General features: G+C 65.1%; 17 protein-coding genes. 8 read left to right on the top strand and 9 right to left on the bottom strand.

Translation table 11 applies throughout. The annotated features are described in order from the left end of the window. The first annotated feature begins 29 nt into the window (after positions 1–29). Positions 30–224 carry an SDR family oxidoreductase gene (locus ACK6AU_RS28025; RefSeq protein ID WP_409302787.1) on the top strand — a complete coding sequence of 65 codons (195 nt, stop codon included), beginning with the start codon at positions 30–32 and terminating at the stop codon, positions 222–224. Here the strand turns inward: ACK6AU_RS28025 and ACK6AU_RS28030 are convergent. Then, positions 168–1,181 carry a LysR family transcriptional regulator gene (locus tag ACK6AU_RS28030; protein ID WP_409302767.1) on the bottom strand — a complete coding sequence of 338 codons (1,014 nt, stop codon included), beginning with the start codon at positions 1,179–1,181 and terminating at the stop codon, positions 168–170. The two genes, ACK6AU_RS28025 and ACK6AU_RS28030, sit on opposite strands and share 57 nt — an antisense overlap. Before the next feature lie 340 nt (positions 1,182–1,521). After that, on the bottom strand, positions 1,522–2,847 hold the full coding sequence (gene yegQ / locus ACK6AU_RS28035) for a tRNA 5-hydroxyuridine modification protein YegQ (RefSeq protein WP_409302769.1): 1,326 nt from the start codon (positions 2,845–2,847) through the stop codon (positions 1,522–1,524). Between the two features lie 156 nt (positions 2,848–3,003). Between yegQ and ACK6AU_RS28040 the strand changes: the two genes are divergently transcribed. Further along, entirely contained in the window at positions 3,004–4,071 is a 1,068-nt protein-coding gene (locus tag ACK6AU_RS28040) for an AI-2E family transporter (RefSeq protein WP_152899428.1), read from the top strand. 54 nt (positions 4,072–4,125) lie between these two features. On the opposite strand, the gene ACK6AU_RS28045 is transcribed toward ACK6AU_RS28040, so the two are convergent. The 3 genes from ACK6AU_RS28045 to ACK6AU_RS28055 all read right to left on the bottom strand — a co-directional run bounded on the left by ACK6AU_RS28045 (position 4,126) and on the right by ACK6AU_RS28055 (position 5,228). Next, complete coding sequence (locus ACK6AU_RS28045; RefSeq protein WP_185698932.1) at positions 4,126–4,308, bottom strand: hypothetical protein; 183 nt, start codon at positions 4,306–4,308, stop codon at positions 4,126–4,128. Between the two features lie 118 nt (positions 4,309–4,426). Continuing rightward, entirely contained in the window at positions 4,427–4,621 is a 195-nt protein-coding gene (locus ACK6AU_RS28050; RefSeq protein ID WP_022639748.1) for a hypothetical protein, read from the bottom strand. 250 nt (positions 4,622–4,871) lie between these two features. Then, positions 4,872–5,228, bottom strand: a complete 357-nt coding sequence (locus ACK6AU_RS28055) for a hypothetical protein (RefSeq protein ID WP_409302772.1) — start codon at positions 5,226–5,228, stop codon at positions 4,872–4,874. Between the two features lie 253 nt (positions 5,229–5,481). Here ACK6AU_RS28055 and ACK6AU_RS28060 point away from each other — a divergent pair, with 253 nt between their 5' ends. Then, a complete protein-coding gene (locus ACK6AU_RS28060; protein ID WP_185698934.1) occupies positions 5,482–6,300 on the top strand; it encodes a shikimate 5-dehydrogenase in 819 nt (272 codons plus the stop codon). 58 nt (positions 6,301–6,358) lie between these two features. On the opposite strand, the gene ACK6AU_RS28065 is transcribed toward ACK6AU_RS28060, so the two are convergent. Both ACK6AU_RS28065 and ACK6AU_RS28070 read right to left on the bottom strand, forming a co-directional pair. Continuing rightward, on the bottom strand, positions 6,359–7,009 hold the full coding sequence (locus ACK6AU_RS28065) for a YceH family protein (protein ID WP_409302774.1): 651 nt from the start codon (positions 7,007–7,009) through the stop codon (positions 6,359–6,361). Positions 7,010–7,217: 208 nt separating this feature from the next. After that, on the bottom strand, positions 7,218–9,731 hold the full coding sequence (locus ACK6AU_RS28070) for a flavin-containing monooxygenase (RefSeq protein WP_409302776.1): 2,514 nt from the start codon (positions 9,729–9,731) through the stop codon (positions 7,218–7,220). Between the two features lie 161 nt (positions 9,732–9,892). Between ACK6AU_RS28070 and ACK6AU_RS28075 the strand changes: the two genes are divergently transcribed. Then, entirely contained in the window at positions 9,893–10,948 is a 1,056-nt protein-coding gene (locus tag ACK6AU_RS28075) for an AraC family transcriptional regulator (RefSeq protein ID WP_409302778.1), read from the top strand. A gap of 42 nt (positions 10,949–10,990) precedes the next feature. Next, a complete protein-coding gene (locus ACK6AU_RS28080) occupies positions 10,991–11,500 on the top strand; it encodes a DUF1993 family protein (protein ID WP_409302780.1) in 510 nt (169 codons plus the stop codon). Positions 11,501–11,578: 78 nt separating this feature from the next. On the opposite strand, the gene sstT is transcribed toward ACK6AU_RS28080, so the two are convergent. Then, complete coding sequence (gene sstT, locus ACK6AU_RS28085) at positions 11,579–12,811, bottom strand: serine/threonine transporter SstT (protein WP_185698939.1); 1,233 nt, start codon at positions 12,809–12,811, stop codon at positions 11,579–11,581. 347 nt (positions 12,812–13,158) lie between these two features. On the opposite strand from sstT, the gene ACK6AU_RS28090 reads away from it, so the two are divergent. Further along, complete coding sequence (locus ACK6AU_RS28090; protein WP_409302782.1) at positions 13,159–14,319, top strand: MFS transporter; 1,161 nt, start codon at positions 13,159–13,161, stop codon at positions 14,317–14,319. Between the two features lie 3 nt (positions 14,320–14,322). On the opposite strand, the gene nhaR is transcribed toward ACK6AU_RS28090, so the two are convergent. Then, positions 14,323–15,228: a transcriptional activator NhaR gene (gene nhaR / locus ACK6AU_RS28095; protein ID WP_185698941.1), complete on the bottom strand. Its 906-nt coding sequence runs from the start codon at positions 15,226–15,228 to the stop codon at positions 14,323–14,325. 133 nt (positions 15,229–15,361) lie between these two features. On the opposite strand from nhaR, the gene ACK6AU_RS28100 reads away from it, so the two are divergent. Together ACK6AU_RS28100 and ACK6AU_RS28105 are read left to right on the top strand one after the other, a co-directional pair. Next, positions 15,362–15,610 carry a hypothetical protein gene (locus ACK6AU_RS28100; protein WP_409302785.1) on the top strand — a complete coding sequence of 83 codons (249 nt, stop codon included), beginning with the start codon at positions 15,362–15,364 and terminating at the stop codon, positions 15,608–15,610. Positions 15,611–15,640: 30 nt separating this feature from the next. Next, positions 15,641–16,396, top strand: a complete 756-nt coding sequence (locus ACK6AU_RS28105) for a TerC family protein (protein ID WP_022639738.1) — start codon at positions 15,641–15,643, stop codon at positions 16,394–16,396. The last annotated feature ends 116 nt before the right edge of the window (positions 16,397–16,512 follow it).

A 16,512-nucleotide genomic window follows, 5' to 3' on the forward strand; every position in this document is an offset into this window, starting at 1 on the left:
TCGCCGATGAAGGCATCAGGGTCAATGCCGTGGCTCCGGGTTTGATCGAGACAGGGTTGCACGCCGCAGCCGGAAAACCCGAGCGGTTGGCTGAGATGTCCACGGGAGTGCCCGCAGGCAGGGCAGGATTGCCGGAGGAGGTGGCCGACTGCGTGTGCTGGTTGGCCTCAGCCGCGGCGAGCTATGTCACCGGAGCCGTTATCCCGGTTGCCGGGGGTAGGTAGGGCCTGGGGGTCTTCTCCCAACAGGCTGAGCAGGGGCAGGAAATTGCGCAGGGCCACCGAGTTGGAGCTCGGCAGCCAGGCGGCGCTCAGGGGCGAGTGCAGCGGATTGCCGCGAATTCGCAGGAACACGATGCCCTGGCGCTGCTCGGCGCCGACGCTCTGGGGCACGAAGGTCAGCCCCACCCCGGCCCTGGTCAGGCCCAGGGCGGCTTGCAGGTTCTCGATCTGTTGCACGATGCGCAACTTGATCCCCAGCGGCTCGAGGTGGGACAGGATCCGGTCGGTCAGGCTCGGCAGCGGATAGCGCGGATAGAGCACGGTCTTCTCGTTATCCAGGTCCTTGAGTTCCAGGTGCTTGTGCCCGGCCAGGCGATGCCTGGCCGGGAGCGCCACCACCAGCGGTTCCTTGAGCAGCAAGCGTTGCTCGATCGCCGGGTCGTCATCGATCGGGGGCCGGGCGAAACCCATGTCGATGTGATGCTCCAGCAGCGCCGGGGCGATGTCCGCCGCCAGCAGTTCCTTGAACGACAGTTCCACATCCGGGTGGCACTGCTGGAACAGCCCCAGCACTTCCGGCAGCCGGTTGTACATCACCGAGCCGGCGAAGCCGATGGACAGGCGCCCGGTGTGGCCTTCGGCGAGGCCGCGGATCTCCCTGACGCTGGACTGCACGGCGTCGAGGATGGCCCGGACCTTGAGCAGGAATTGGCCGCCGGCCTCGGTCAGGCGCAGTGGCCGGCTCTGGCGCTCGAACAGCAGGGCGCCGAGATCTTCTTCCAGCTGCTTGATCTGTTGGCTCAGCGGGGGTTGCGCCATGTGCAACTTCTGCGCCGCACGGGTGAAACTCAACTCTTCGGCCACCGCCTTGAAGTAGCGCAGATGGCGAAGTTCCAGGCGATGTTCCATGGGTCTGGGAGAGAATTGGCTGGCGAGCCGATGCAGATTGGAGTCGGACATAATCAAGACATTCCTTTGTATTTATCGTTGTAATTCTGCTACTGCAGGAGCTGCTTTTTCGCGAACGCGGTCTGCTTTCGCGGCCGAAAAGTATAACGTCCCGCATAGTCCCCAGCCGCGTGGGCCGGGGCAGCCAGGCCCGCTGCTGCGGGCGTTTGCGGGCAGCGGCAGGCCTGATTCAACGATATCCGGGCGGCGGCCGCAGACCGTTGTCGATCATGCTTATCAGGCTTTCGTGACGGGTCCTGGGCAGGACCGCGGGGGATGCCCGCAGCCGGCGTGGTTCACGCCGGGCGGTGCTCGGACAGGGGATGGCGGTGGAAGGTGAGGGCGTTGCGCCTCAGGCGCCGATATCGCGCATCAGCAGGCCGAAGCGCAGGTCCACCTGGTCGGGAATCGGCAGGTACACGGTATGGCCGTCGCCCGGGGCCACTGCGATGGCCTGGCCCTGGGCGTCGTGCAGCTCATGCAAGTCGAAGTGGAAGTTGCCCTTGGGCGTCATCAGTTCCATGTGATCACCCAGGGCGAAGCGGTTCTTCACCTTGACCTCGGCCAGGCGATCGCGGCGCAGTCCGGTGAGTTCGCCGACGAACTGCTGGCGCTCCGACACCGAGCTGCCGTTCTGGTAGTTCTGGTATTCGTCATGCACATGACGGCGCAGGAAACCCTCGGTGTAGCCGCGCTGGGCCAGGGATTCCAGGTCGTTCATCAGGCTGCGGTCGAACTCGCGCCCGGCGGCGGCATCGTCGATGGCCCGGCGATAGACCTGGGTGGTACGGGCGCAGTAGAAGTGGGACTTGGTCCGGCCCTCGATCTTCAGCGAGTGCACGCCCATGCGCGTCAGGCGCTCCACGTGTTGCACCGCCCGCAGATCCTTGGCGTTCATGATGTAGGTGCCGTGTTCGTCCTCGAAGGCCGGCATCTGCTCGTCCGGACGATTGGCTTCCTGGAGCAGGAACACCTGGTCGGTGGGGGCGCCCAGGCCCAAGGTCGGTTCGGGCTCGAAGGTCTGGACGATTTCCCCGAGGTCGTTCTCGGTGGCTTGCTCGGCCTTGTATTTCCAGCGGCAGGCGTTGGTACAGGTGCCCTGGTTGGCGTCGCGCTTGTTCATGTAGCCCGAGAGCAGGCAGCGCCCGGAATAGGCCATGCACAGGGCGCCGTGGACGAAGACTTCCAGCTCCATGGCCGGCACCTGCTGGCGGATTTCCTCGATTTCCTCCAGCGACAGCTCCCGGGACAGGATGATCCGGCTCAGGCCCTGCTGCTGCCAGAACTCGACGCTGGCCCAGTTCACCGTGTTGGCCTGCACCGACAGGTGGATCGGCATGGTCGGGAAGTGCCGGCGTACCAGCATGATCAGTCCCGGATCGGACATGATCAGCGCGTCGGGGGCCATTTCGATCACCGGCGCCAGGTCCTTGAGGAAGGTCTTGAGCTTGGCATTGTGCGGGGCGATGTTGACCACCACGTAGAAGCGTTTGCCCTGGGCCTGGGCCTCGCGGATGCCGAGGGCCAGGTTGGCGTGGTCGAATTCGTTGTTGCGCACCCGCAGGCTGTAGCGCGGTTGTCCGGCATACACCGCGTCGGCGCCGTAGGCGAAGGCATAGCGCATGTTCTTGAGGGTGCCGGCGGGGGCCAGGAGTTCGGGTTTGGCGAGGAGCGTCATGGGGCTGTCGGTCGCAAAAGGTCGCGAGGGTAAGGCAGCGCCCGCGGGCATTCATTGACCTGGGTCTATATCCGCTAGAGAAAATACGGCACTTGGCGACCTGGCGGCGGACTAAATCCCAGGACGCCAACCGGCGTTGACCGACCTGGACCGGACATGAATCAGAACAACCTGCAAAACAAGAGCCTGCTGCTGTTGCTGGCATTGGTCAGTGTGGCCTTCATCTGGATCTTGCTGCCGTTCTACGGTGCGCTGTTCTGGGCGGTGATCCTCGGCATTCTCTTCGCGCCGTTGCAGCGCCGCCTGCTGCTGCGCCTCGGGGGCCGGCGCAACCTGTGCTCGCTGTGCACCCTGGGCATCTGCCTGGTGATCGCCATCCTGCCGGTGATCGCCATCAGCGTGCTGTTGGTCCAGGAAGGCGCCGAGTTGTATCGCAAGATCGAGAGCGGGCAACTGGACATCGCCGGCTACCTGGAGCTGTTCAAACATCGCTTGCCGCCCTCCGTGCAGGGCTTGCTGGACCGCTTCGGCCTCGGCGAGCTCCAGGGCCTGCAGGAAAAGGTGGCCAAGGGGGCGATGCAGGGCAGTCATTACCTGGCGACCCAGGCGTTCAGCTTCGGCCAGGGCACCTTCGAATTCCTGGTGGGCTTCTCCGTCATGCTCTACCTGCTGTTTTTCTTCCTGCGCGATGGCCCGGAGCTGGTGCGCAAGATCCGCGCCGCGGTACCGCTGGCGGAATACCAGAAGCGGCGCCTGCAATTGAAGTTCACCCGGGTGGTGCGGGCCACGGTCAAGGGCAATGTGCTGGTGGCGGTGACCCAGGGCGCCCTGGGCGGGTTGATCTTCTGGTTCCTCGATATTCCCAGCGTGTTGCTGTGGGCGGTGCTGATGGCCTTTCTGTCGCTGTTGCCGGCAGTGGGCGCGGGGCTGGTCTGGGGGCCGGTGGCGGTGTACTTCCTGCTCAGCGGGGCCATCTGGCAGGGCGTGGTGCTGGGCCTGTTCGGGGTGCTGGTGATCGGCCTAGTGGACAACCTGCTACGACCGATCCTGGTGGGCAAGGATACCCGGATGCCGGATTACCTGATCCTGGTCTCGACCCTGGGCGGCCTGGCGATCTTCGGCCTCAATGGTTTCGTCATCGGCCCCTTGATCGCCGCGTTGTTCCTGTCCAGCTGGGGCCTGTTCGTCGAGACCCGGCCACGGGCGCGCTTGCCCTTGCCCTGAACGGCCTGGTGCCGGGTCTGCGGGACATCGTTCTTGCAGTCAACGTTCAGGCAGCTAGGCGTGCACTGGCTGGCGATCCAGTTGCCGGGAAAGGGCCTGGGCGGCGGTTAATGAAGCCAGGGGGCCGCTGACGGTCTCGCCATCGCGGACCAGGTACCAGCAGGCGAGCAAGCCCGATTCCCGCAGTGGGGCGGGGACGGCGCTACCGACGACGGACATGATCTGAACCTTGGGCATGGGAAGCTCCTTTATGGGAGCGGTTACCTTACAAAGTGCCCAGTGCTACGAAAAATCACCCGGATCGATAATGGACATCGATGGCTGGGCAGGATATTCACCCACGGCGCGCGCGGGATCAGTCCACGACCTGGTCGAGCATCTGCAGCACCTCATGCTCGTTGAGCAGGCCCTTGCGCACCAGATTCTGGGTCAGCAGGGACAGGAACTTGGCGTTGCGATGGCCTTCCAGGTGCTTGAGCTCGGTCAGGGCGTCATACACCCGGCTGGAGGTGCAGAGGCCGGCAACGCGGTGCGGATTTTGCGTAGGCATGGGGAGCGTCCTTGTTGTTATGGGCGTGGGGCGATCGGACTGGATCGATCTTGCAGCCCTGGGATGACACAAACATGACCATCCCATGTCGCCCGGGGCATCCTTGGGATCGGCACACTATTGCCGGATTTGAACGCAATTACTGTTCCAGCCACGACATTCTGCAGAATTATTCAGACATTCGGCCGGAGCCGGAATGCAACAGGCCCCGCCTTGGAGGGCGGGGCCTGTCGTTTGATCCTGCTGCCCCTTACCAGCGGCCAGGGCCGTAGTAGTAATGAGGATGGCCGTAGTAGCCACGGGGTGGCCCGTAGTAGACCGGTGCCGGGCGATAGTAGATCGGCTGTTGCACATAGACCGGTGCCGGTTGGTAGTAGACCGGAGGGGGCGGTCGGGCGGCGTACACCGGGGCTGGTTGCACATACACCGGGGCCTGTTGCACGTAGACCGGGCGATCCTGGTTGGCGACCACCGAACCCACGACGGCTGCGCCGACGACCGCGCCCAGCGCGGCGGGCCCGGCCCAGCCACCGCCATGGGCGGATGCCTGGCCGGCGACAGCGAGTGCACCAATGAGCAGGGCTAGCTTGGGGATTTTGGAGATCATGGTTTTTCCTCGGTTCAACCCCTGCGTTTATGGTCTGCACCAGACTCGAGAACTGACGCGGGGATACTTCTAAGACAGTGGTTATCGCAAAATCTGCACAGCCGTTGAGTAAATGTTGTGTAAGGTCTGTACCGGTCTCTTTACCGTTATCCCTGGACGGCTAGAGCCCTTTGAACAAGCGCCGATATGATCGGGCACAAGCGGCTGGCCGACCAATCCCGTCTATCCGAAAGTGCCCGGCGAGGAGATGAAGATGCAAATGAACCCCAATAAAGACACCCAGTTGTGCATGTCGTTGTCCGGGCGTCCGGGGAACTTCGGCCTGCGCTTTCACAATCACCTGTATGAGCAACTGGGGCTGAACTTCTACTACAAGGCCTTCAGCAGCCAGGACCTGCCGGGTGCGGTCGGTGGGATCCGGGCCCTGGGTATCCGTGGCTGCGGTGTATCCATGCCGTTCAAGGAAGACTGCATCGCCCTGGTGGACGAGCTGGACGACTCGGCCCGGGCCATTGCCTCGATCAACACCATCGTCAACACCAACGGTCATTTGAAGGCCTATAACACCGACTACATTGCCGTGGCGCAGTTGCTGGCGGCCCATGCGGTGCCCAAGGACTGCACCTTCGTCCTGCGCGGCAGCGGTGGCATGGCCAAGGCGGTGGCCAGTGCCTTGCGCGACGGCGGTCATGCCCATGGCGTGATCGTGGCCCGCAACGAGGTGGCCGGCCGTGCCCTGGCCCGCTCCCTGGGCTACCAGTGGCAGGCGGAGCTGGGCAGCCTGCGTCCGCGGATGCTGGTCAACGTCACGCCGATCGGCATGAGTGGCGGCCCCGAGGCACAGCAACTGGCCTTCGAGGCCGAGGCCATCGCCGCGGCGGATATCGTGTTCGATGTGGTGGCGGTCCCGGCCGAGACGCCGTTGATCGTACAGGCCCGGGCTGCGGGCAAGCAGGTCATCACCGGGCTTGAAGTGATTGCCATCCAGGCCCTGGAGCAGTTCGTGCTGTACACCGGCGTACGTCCGAGCGAAGAGCAGTTCCAGCAGGCCGTGGCCTTCGCCCGGGCTTGAAGGGGCCGGTGAGCCGAAGGCGCGCGAAGTGGTCGCAACCTTCGGCAGTGGCCGAGGCCTAGCCTTCCAGGCGGGCCAGGCGTTCTTCGAGGGCGGCGACCCGCGCTTCCAGTTCTTCGATGCGCTCCAGCGACACATTGGCGCCGCTGCTGCGCTCCACCGGGTTGCCACGGGCGGCGAGGATCGCCTCGATGTCCGCCGGGTCACCCAGGGCATGGGTGTAGCGGTCTTCGCGCTGGCCGGCCTGGCGCGGCAGGTGCAAGGCCAGGCCGCGGGCCACCAGGCGCTCGAGCTGGTGCAGGACCTGCTCGCTGTCTTCGAAGTCGTGCATGCGCCCGCTGCGGGTCAGCAGTTCGTTCACGGTCTGTGGGCCACGCAGGAACATCAGGCCACAGAGGATCAACTGCGCCGGCACCAGTTCCAGGGCTTTTTCCAGGCGCTGCTCCCAGCGATCGGCGCGGCTGCCCATCTGCAGGCGAGTGAAACCCTGGGCCTCCAGGCTGCGCAGGCTCTGGCCGACCTGGCCCGGGGTCAGGTTCATCACCGGCTCGCGGCTGGTCTTCTGGTTGCAGGCGATGACCAGGGCGTTGAGGGTCAGGGGATAGGTTTCCGGGTTGGTGGCCTGCTTTTCGATCAACGAACCCAGGATGCGGATTTCCGTGCTGCCAAGACGCAGGGGTTCGCTGGAGGTTTCGTGTTCGCTGCTCATGAGTACTGCTCCCTTGGTGTCTGATGGAAAGACGCGTGGATAGCCCGCTCAGGTCGCCTGCTGGGTACTGGGGGTATCCACGGCCATGACGGCCGCTTTCGAGGGGCTCTGTTTTACCCGCAGAAGCGGTTCCTGGCCATCAGAACTTGGTGACAGGCATGCAACCGGGTGCCGGGCCACGCCTGGGCGAGGGCGTGGCCGCTGGCGGTCAACCGGGTTGTGCTTGCGTAGACACTTTTGCCGTCGCAGGTGACCGGCGGGCATCGGCTGCGGGCGGTTGCTCCAGGCACTGGCCGGCGAAGCGCGCCAGGGTGCGCAGGGCATTCCTGGCCGAGCGCAGGTAGAAGGCCTGCAGTTGGAAGACATGCCAGCGCTCGTGGTGAATCTCCAGCTCGCAAGGCACCCCGCAGGCCCGGGCGTGCTCGGCCAGGCGGCAGGCGTCGGACAGCAGCAGCTCCTGGTCACCCACCTGCACCAGCATCGGTGGCAGGCCGTCCAGCTCGGCCTCCAGGGGGCGGTGCAACAGGCCTTGATCGGGCGCGCCATAGGCTTGCAGGGCCTGTTCCAGCCAGTCGCGGCGAATCATCGGGTCCACGCCGTGGCGGCTCTGCAAGCTGGGGCCAGCCAGGGTCGGGTCGGTGACTGGCGACAACAGCATGAGCCCGGCGGCGATGCCGTCGCCCCGTTCCTTCAAGGCCAGGGCCAGGGCCAACGCCAGCGCCCCCCCGGCGGAGTCGCCGGCGATCAGCAGTTGTTCGGCCGGGCAACCCTGGGCGCGGATCGCGTCATAGCAGGCCAGGCAGTCGTCCAGCCCCGCCGGGTAGGGGTGCTCCGGGGCCAGTCGATAGTCGGGGACCCAGACGGCACAGCCGCTTTCCTTGGCCAGGCGGCTGGTGACGCTGTAGTGGGTATCCGGGCTGCCGAGGCAGAACGCGCCGCCGTGCAGGTAGAGGATCGTGCCCCTGGCGGCAGTGGCCTTGGGTTCGATGATCTGCACCGGTACCCGGCCCAGGTGCGTGCGCCGCCGAGCGACCCCCAGGGCTGGCGGCATCAGCCAGGACAAGCCGGCGACGAGCTTGCGCTGGCTGGCCAGGGCCCGTGGCGGGCCGATCAGGGCCCTGAAGGTGCAGCGCAGGAACAGCCTGAGGAAGGCCGCGTTGGCCCGCTCCAGCCAGTCCCGGGGGGCGGCGATGCTGCGCCCGCTCGCCGGCGAGGCCGGGTCCAGCGGGCTGGAGAGTTGGTAGGCCGCCAGCCCGGCGTATCGCGCCAGCCAGCGATAGGTGAAGGTGAAGCCGGGCCAATTGGTGCTGTTGTGACCTTGCTCGTCTACATACCAGCTCTTGCAGCCGCTCCACACCGAGTTGGCCAGGCGTTGCTGGATCCGCAGCTGGAAGCGCCGGTGCGGGCGCTCATCCACTTCCACGGTGCGGGCGCCGCTGGCCAGCAGGGCCTGGCGAGCCTTCAGCACATGGGCGATCTGGCTTTCCAGCATATGGATGATGGAGTTGTGGCCCAGGTTGGTGTTGGGGCCGTAGAGCATGAAGAAGTTCGGGAAGCCGGGCACGCTGAGCCCCAGGTAGGCGGCCGCGCCCTGTTGCCAGGCCTGGTTCAGGTCGAGCCCGTTGCGGCCGGTGATGTGCATCGGCGAGAGAAACTCGGTGGCTGCGAAGCCGGTGCCGTAGATGATCGCATCCACATCGTGCTGCTCGCCGTCCTGGGTCTGGATACCGTGCTCGGTGATGCGCTTGATGCCCTGGGTCAGCAATTGCACATGGGCTTGGTCGAAGGTGGCCAGGTAGTCGTTGGACAGCAGGATGCGCTTGCAGCCGATGGGATAGTCCGGGGTCATCTGGCGGCGTAGCCGCGGGTTGGACACCGAAGTCTCCAGCAACTTATGGAAGGGCCGGCCCACGGCCCAGCGCATCAGGCCGCGCAAGCGGGTGAAACCCAGGGCGCGGGACTCGAAGTGCAGGTAATGGCCGGCGCGCACCAACTTCATCCACAGCGGGTAGCGGGCGAAACGCTGTTTTTCCCGGGGACTGTAGGGACGGTCGGCCTTGGCCATGATGTAGGCCGGCGAGCGCTGGAAGACTTTCAGCGCCGCGACCTGGGCGGCGACCTGCGGCACGAACTGGATCGCCGAGGCTCCGGTGCCGATCACCGCGACCCGCTTGCCGGCCAGGGAGTAGTCGTGGTTCCAGGTGGCGGAGTGGAATATCTGGCCGGCGAAGCTCTGCATGCCCGCCAGCTTCGGCAGCATTGGACGGCTCAGTTGCCCGGTGGCGCTGATCAGCAGGCGCGCCAGCAGCACCTGGCCGTCGTTGCAGGTCACCTGCCAGCAGCCCAGCTCCTGGTCGAAGCTGGCCTGGCGGACCTCGGCGCCGAACCGGATGAACGGTTCCAGGCCATGGCTTTTGGCGCAGTGCCGCAGGTAGGCGTGGATTTCCGCCTGGGGAGCGAAGGTCCGGGACCAGTGGGGATTGGGCTCGAAGGAAAACGAGTAGAGGTGCGAGGGCACGTCGCAGGCGGCCCCGGGATAGCTGTTGTCGCGCCAGACTCCGCCGACGTCCTGGCCTTTCTCCAGAATGACGAAGCGGCTGGCCCCAGCCTTGCGCAGGGCGATGCCCATGCCCAGGCCACCGAAGCCGGCGCCGATGATGATGGCCTCCAGGGGCTGGCTGGCGTCGGGTGCGGAGTTCGAAGCAGTGGTGGATGCTGGCATGACGACCTCGTTGTTATTGTTGTGGTGGGATGTGGCCACTTCCCGAGGGGAGACTACGAGCCGGGTGGAGCAAGCATGCAGGCAATCCGGCGCCGACCCCATGCTGGAAGGGGACAAGTGCTTTAGTATTTGGGCCAAAGCATGCTGCGACGAGCTGGCCCATGAACATTCAGTCATTCACCCGCGGATCCTCCAGTGCCCTGTTGCTGGTGAACTTCGGCCTCGAGCGGGGCCTGACGCAGACGCGCCTGTTGGCCGGCTCGGGCCTGTCCCTGGAGCAACTGCAGGACCCCAACAGCCTGTTGTCGGCGGCCCAGGAGTTGCGGCTGGTGGGTAACTTGCTGGCTTTGCTGGGGCACCCGCCGGGGCTGGGCCATGAGGTGGGCCTGCGCTATCACTTCTCCACCTATGGCTTGTTCGGCTATGGCCTGATCAGCAGCGCGACCCCGGCCGACGCCTTGCGCCTGGCCCTGCGCTTCTTGCCCCTGACCTATGCCTTCGCCTCTATCGGTTACCACCAGGAGCCCGGCCTTGGGGTGCTGACCTTTGGCGAGCCGGCGGTGCCGGACGAGCGGGTGCGGACGTTCCTGCTGGAGCGGGACATGGCCGCGGCGGCGGTATTGATGAAGGAAATCGTCGGCCAGGATTTTCGCCTGCTGCGGCTGACCCGCCGTGGTGCGCCGCCGGTTCGCCATGGCGTGGATGACGCCCGTGGGATCTTCGGCCTAGTCCCGGAGTTTCGCGCGGCCGATCATGCCCTGGCGTTCGACCGGCGCTTGCTCCAGCGTCCCTTGCCCCAGGCCAATCCGGTCACGGTATCGATGTGCGAGCAGATGTGCGCGCAGTTGCTGGAGCGTCGGCAGGCGCCCCAGGGCAGCGCCGCGCAGGTGCGTCTGCAACTGGACGCGCAGCCCGCCGGCAGCGTGCCGGACCTGCCGGGCATGGCCCGCCTGATTCACACCAGCGTGCGCACCCTCAAGCGGCGTTTGCAGGAGGAGGGCACCAGCTATCGCCAGTTGCTGGCCGAGCAGCGTGGGGCCCGGGCGCTGGAGTTGCTGGCCAATCCCGCCTTGAGCCTGGGCCAGATCGCCGAGCGTTTGGGCTTCAGCGACCTGTCGAGTTTTTCCCAGAGCTTCAAGCGCTGGTTCGGCGTGGCCCCCAGCGTCTACCGCCAGAGCATTGCGCAAGACGCACCGGGTCACGGCCTGGGGCTATAATCCGCGCTCGCTGTATTCCCATCACCGTTGATCGAGACTGTCATGACCATTTCCCTGTACGCCGCTTCCGTTCCTGTTTTCAAGCAGATGCTCAAGGCCCTGAGCGATGTGTTGCACAAGGCCGAGGCCCACGCCACGGCGAAGAACATCGAGCCTGCGGCCTTGCTCCAGGCGCGTTTGTATCCGGACATGTTCCCGCTGGTGCGCCAGGTACAGATCGCCGTGGACTTCGCCAAGGGTGTCTCCTCGCGCCTGGCCGAGATCGAGCTGCCCAAGTATGACGACAGCGAAACCACCTTCGCCGAGCTCCAGGCGCTGCTGGCCAAGGTCCTGGCCTTCCTCGACACCATCCAGCCGACCCAGGTCGACGGCAAGGAAGGCATCGAGATCGTCACCCGCCCGGGTACTCCGAAAGAGAAGCGCTTCAGCGGCCAGTCCTACCTGCTGAGCTACGGCCTGCCGCAGTTCTTCTTCCACGTCACCACCACCTACGCCATCCTGCGCCACAACGGCGTGGAAGTGGGCAAGCGTGACTACATGGGCGCCTTCTGATCCCGCTCCCGACTGGGTTGCAGGCATGAAAAAGCCCGGCCAGGTTAACCCTGGCCGGGCTTTTTCAATGGGGCGCAATCAGGCTGCTGCCTGGCCCTTGTCTTCCTGGGCCATGCAGGCCGCGGCGGTGAAGAGCACGTCGGTGGAGGAGTTCAGCGCGGTTTCCGCCGAGTCCTGCAGGACGCCGATGATGAAGCCCACGGCCACCACTTGCATGGCGATTTCGCTGGGGATGCCGAACAGGCTGCAGGCCAGCGGGATCAGCAGCAGCGAGCCACCGGCGACGCCGGACGCACCGCAGGCGCAGATGGCCGCGACCACGCTCAGCAGCACGGCGGTGGGCAGGTCCACGGCGATGCCCAGGGTGTGCACGGCGGCCAGGGTGAGCACGGTGATGGTGATCGCCGCACCGGCCATGTTGATGGTGGCGCCCAGGGGGATGGACACCGAATAGGTGTCTTCATGCAGGCCCAGGCGCTTGCTCAGCTCCAGGTTGACCGGGATGTTGGCTGCCGAGCTGCGGGTGAAGAAGGCGGTGATACCGCTTTCGCGCAGGCAGGTCAGCACCAGCGGGAAGGGGTTGCGGCGGATCTTCCAGTAGACGATCAGCGGGTTCATCACCAGGGCCACGAACAGCATGCAGCCGATCAGCACCGCCAGCAGGTGCAGGTAGCCGAGCAGGGCATCGAAGCCGGAAGTGGCCAGGGTCGAGGCCACCAGGCCGAAGATCCCCAGGGGCGCGAAGCGGATCACCACCCGCACGATCAGGGTCACGCCGCTGGACAGGTCCTCGAGCACGTTGCGGGTGGCTTCCCCGGCATGGCGGATGGCCACGCCCATGCCGATGGCCCAGGCCAGGATGCCGATGAAATTGGCGTTCATCAGCGCGCTGACCGGGTTGTCCACCACGCTCAGCAGCAGGCTTTGCAGGACTTCGCTGATACCGCCGGGAGCGCTGACGGCCACGTCGTGGGTGGCCAGCACCAGGGACGACGGGAACAGGCTGCTGGCGATCACGGCCACCACCGCGGCGGCGAAGGTGCCCAGCAGGTAGAGCACCAGGATCGGCCGGATGTGGGTTTCCTGGCCGTGCTTGTGGTTGGCGATCGACGCCATGACCAGCACGAACACCAGGATCGGCGCCACGGCCTTGAGCGCCGAGACGAACACCTTGCCGATGAAGGCGGTGGCCTTGGCCGCCTCGGGCGCCAGCAGTGCCAGGGCGATGCCGGCAATCAGGCCGATGACGATCTGGGTCACCAGGCTCAGGCGTTTGAGGGATTGCAGGAAAGAGGGAGGTGAAGCGCTCATGAAGGTATCTCTATTTTTTTAATGTGCAGTGCGTATTGGCGGTCCCGCAGGGCGCGGCCTCGGGATTGAACCGCGACACCAGGCTGCGGTCGGAAAAGCAACGGACGCTCGGGCCGGTCACGTGACAGGCGCTTGCCCGGTGTCCGTTTGGGGCAGGGAGCGGACTTTAGCACAGCAGGCCCGGCTTCCCGTGCCGATGTGACGATCTGCCACTTGTCGGTAGCCGGGATAGCAGCTTGAGGTTGCCTTGACCCGGACCCGCTCTGTTAGTATTCGCCATCCCTTTTTTCCTATCCGCTCAGCGCGCCCTTCGGGCCTCGCTGTCATTCGTCGTCGCTGGAGTTTTCATGCTGTTTCCCATCCTGCTGTTATCGGCCGCGGGCTTCACCATCCTGACCACGGAGTTCGTGATCGTCGGCCTGTTGCCGGCGATCGCCCGCGACTTGCAGGTCAGCGTGTCCCAGGCCGGCTTGCTGGTGACCCTGTTCGCGTTCACCGTCGCCGCGTTCGGCCCGTTCCTGACCGCCTATTTCGCGCGTTTCCCGCGCAAGCAGCTGTTCATCATCGTGCTGGTGCTGTTCGGCCTCTCCAATACCGTGGCGGCCCTGGCGCCGAACATCTGGGTGATGGCCTTCGCCCGGCTGGTGCCGGCCCTCGGGTTGCCGGTGTTCTGGGCCCTGGCCAGTGAAACCGCGGTGGATATCGTCGGACCGGACGATGCCGGGCGTGCCATCTCCAAGATCGGTTTCGGCATCGTCTGCGCCACGGTATTCGGGATTCCGGTGGGTACCCTGATCGCCGACGTCTTCGGTTGGCGCAGCGCGTTCGCCATCCTCGCCCTGGTGGCCTTTGCCAAGGCACTGCTCTTGTACCTCTACTTGCCCAAGACCGCGGTGCATGACGAACAGGCCAGCCTGGGCTCGCAGTTTCGCATCCTGCGCAATCCGCTGATGCTCGGGCATGTGCTGCTGTCGATCCTGGTATTCAGTGGCATGTTCACCGCCTATACCTACCTGGCGGACATCCTCGAGCGCCTGGCCGGCTTCAACGGCACCCTGGTGGGCTGGTGCCTGATGGGCTTCGGCGCGGTGGGGCTGATCGGCAACTCCCTGGGAGGCCGAGTGGTGGACCGCCATCCGCTGATCGCCTCGATGGTGTTCTGTGCCTTGATGATGGGCGGCATGGTGGCCCTGGTGCCGAGCATTCACTCGACCCTGGGGCTGGCGGCGGCCATGGGGGTCTGGGGCATGACCCAGGCGGCGATGTTCCTGGTCAGCCATGTGCGGATGATGAAGGCCGCCCCGCAGGCGCCGGCGTTCGCCGCCTCGCTGAACATCGCCGGGGCCAACATCGGCGTGGGCCTGGGGGCGATGGTCGGCGGCCGGGTGATCGATACCTTCGGCCTGGGTCACCTGGGGTTCACGGCGGCCGGTTTCATCCTGCTGTCCATCGTCCTGGCGATGCTGTTGATGAAGGCGGAGGCCGCTCCCCAGGCCTGCGCGTCCTGAGGTTCAGTGGCCGAGGGGCGTGAACAATTCGCGTCGCGCCCCTTCGGTGATGGCCACGATGCCGGGATGCTTGACCTTGCGCTCCACGGAAATGGCATAGAACGACTCGGCCACGGCGTCGGTCTGGCCAAGCAGCTGCACCCCATATTGCTGGCGCACCTCATCGGCGATCACGCTGGGGGCGATGAAGATACCGCTCCCGGACTGACCGAAGGCCTGCATCAGGGCGCTGTCGTCGAACTCCCCGATGATCCGCGGCTGCAGTTGCTGCTCGGCGAACCAGCGTAGCAAGCGGCTGCGGACCACGGTTTCCTGCCCGGGAATCAGCAGTGGCGCCCCGTGCAGGCCATGGGGAAAGTCGGCGCCATGCAGGCGCGCCAGCTGCTCGGTAGCGAAGAAACTGATCCCGCATTCCCCCAGCTTCTGGCTGTAGCCCTTGATATCCAGGTGGCTTGGCATGGGGCTATCGGAAATCACCAGGTCCAGGCGCTGGATGGCCAGGTCGGCGAGCAGGCGTTCCAGTTTGTCTTCGCGGCAGGTGAGGCGGATCGGTTCGCTCAGCTCCATGGTCGGGGCGATCAGCCGGTAGACGATGGACTTGGGCACCACATCCGCCACTCCCACGCGGAACTGGATCTGCTGTTCATCGGGGCGGGCCCGGAGCATGGCCTCCAGTTCGCCGCCGAGCTGGAACATCTGCTCGGCATAGGGCAGCGTCTGGCGCCCGGCTTCGGTCAGCTCCAGTTGGCGCCCGACCCGGCGAAACAGTTCCACGCCATAGGTCTGCTCCAGCAGGGTGATCTGCCCGCTGATGGTCTGGGGCGTCAGGTTGAGCTGCTCGCAGGCGCGGACGATGCTGCCGGTCTTGGCCACGACCCAGAAGTAGTGCAATTGGCGGTAGTTGAGCATGGCTGGCCTGTATTCGAAAAAATCGAAGTATAACTGCTAAAAATACGAATTTTCCTGAAGTATCGCGCTCCTTAGAATGCCACGCCATCGACGGGCCATCCCTTGGTCCTGTCCGTTCTATCGAGGAAAGAGCATGTCATTGAAGAACCTGGGCGCGGTCACGCTGCTGGCCCTCTCTATGCTGACCCTGGCGGGCTGTGATCAGGCGGAAAAGAGTGCCCAGCACGTGCTGGATAAAACGGCGCAAGTGGCCAAGCAAGCCATCGACGACACTCACAAGGCGGCGGAGCAGGCCCTGAGCGATGCCACCCGCGGTGTCGTCGGCAAGGACAAAGACCAGGATGAGGACGCCAAGCAGGCCGAATCGTCCCAGGAAATCTGACCTTTCATTCAACCGAGCCAGGATTGAACCATGGATTACCTTTTACAGCTTGCCGCCAGCCCCACCGCCTGGGTCGCCCTGGCGACCCTGGTGGTGATGGAGATCGTGCTTGGCATCGATAACCTGATCTTCATTTCCATCCTCACCAACAAGTTGCCGGAACAGCACCGGGCCAAGGCGCGGCGGCTGGGTATCGGCATGGCCCTGTTCATGCGCCTGGCCTTGCTCAGCACGGTGGCGTTCATCGTCCAGCTCACCGAGCCGGTGATCGAGGTGATGGGGCAGAGCTTCTCCTGGAAGGACATGATCCTGATCGCCGGCGGCCTGTTCCTGGTATGGAAAGCCACGACGGAAATCCATCACAGCATGGATTCCAAGCCTGAAGAGGCCAAGCCCGAGACGCCCAGCGTGGCCATCGGCTTCGCCGCGGCGATCGGCCAGATCCTGCTGCTGGACATGGTGTTCTCCATCGACAGCATCATTACCGCCGTGGGCATGACCGAGCACCTGCCGATCATGATCATCGCCGTAGTGGTCTCGGTGCTGGTGATGCTGCTGGCCGCCGAGCCGCTGGCCAAGTTCATCAATGACAACCCGACCGTGGTAATGCTGGCGCTGGGCTTCTTGATCATGATCGGCATGACCCTGATCGCCGAAGGTTTCGGTGCCCACGTGCCCAAGGGCTATGTCTATGCGGCGATGGCGTTCTCGGCTGCCATCGAGTGCCTGAACATGCTGGCCCGCCGGGCCCGGCAGAAACGCCAGGAGAGCCAGGCCCAGGCCTGACCTGGACGGCAGGCATGCCCCGCGGCCGCCTTGACTCCCTGGAGTCGGGCGGCCGATTGGTTTCTGGACTTGGGGTCAGTCAATGGACCGTCTGTTATACACATCTGACGACGCCG

Source organism: Pseudomonas sp. KCJK8993 (genome assembly GCF_046230915.1).
In the GTDB taxonomy this organism is placed as follows: domain Bacteria; phylum Pseudomonadota; class Gammaproteobacteria; order Pseudomonadales; family Pseudomonadaceae; genus Aquipseudomonas; species Aquipseudomonas piscis.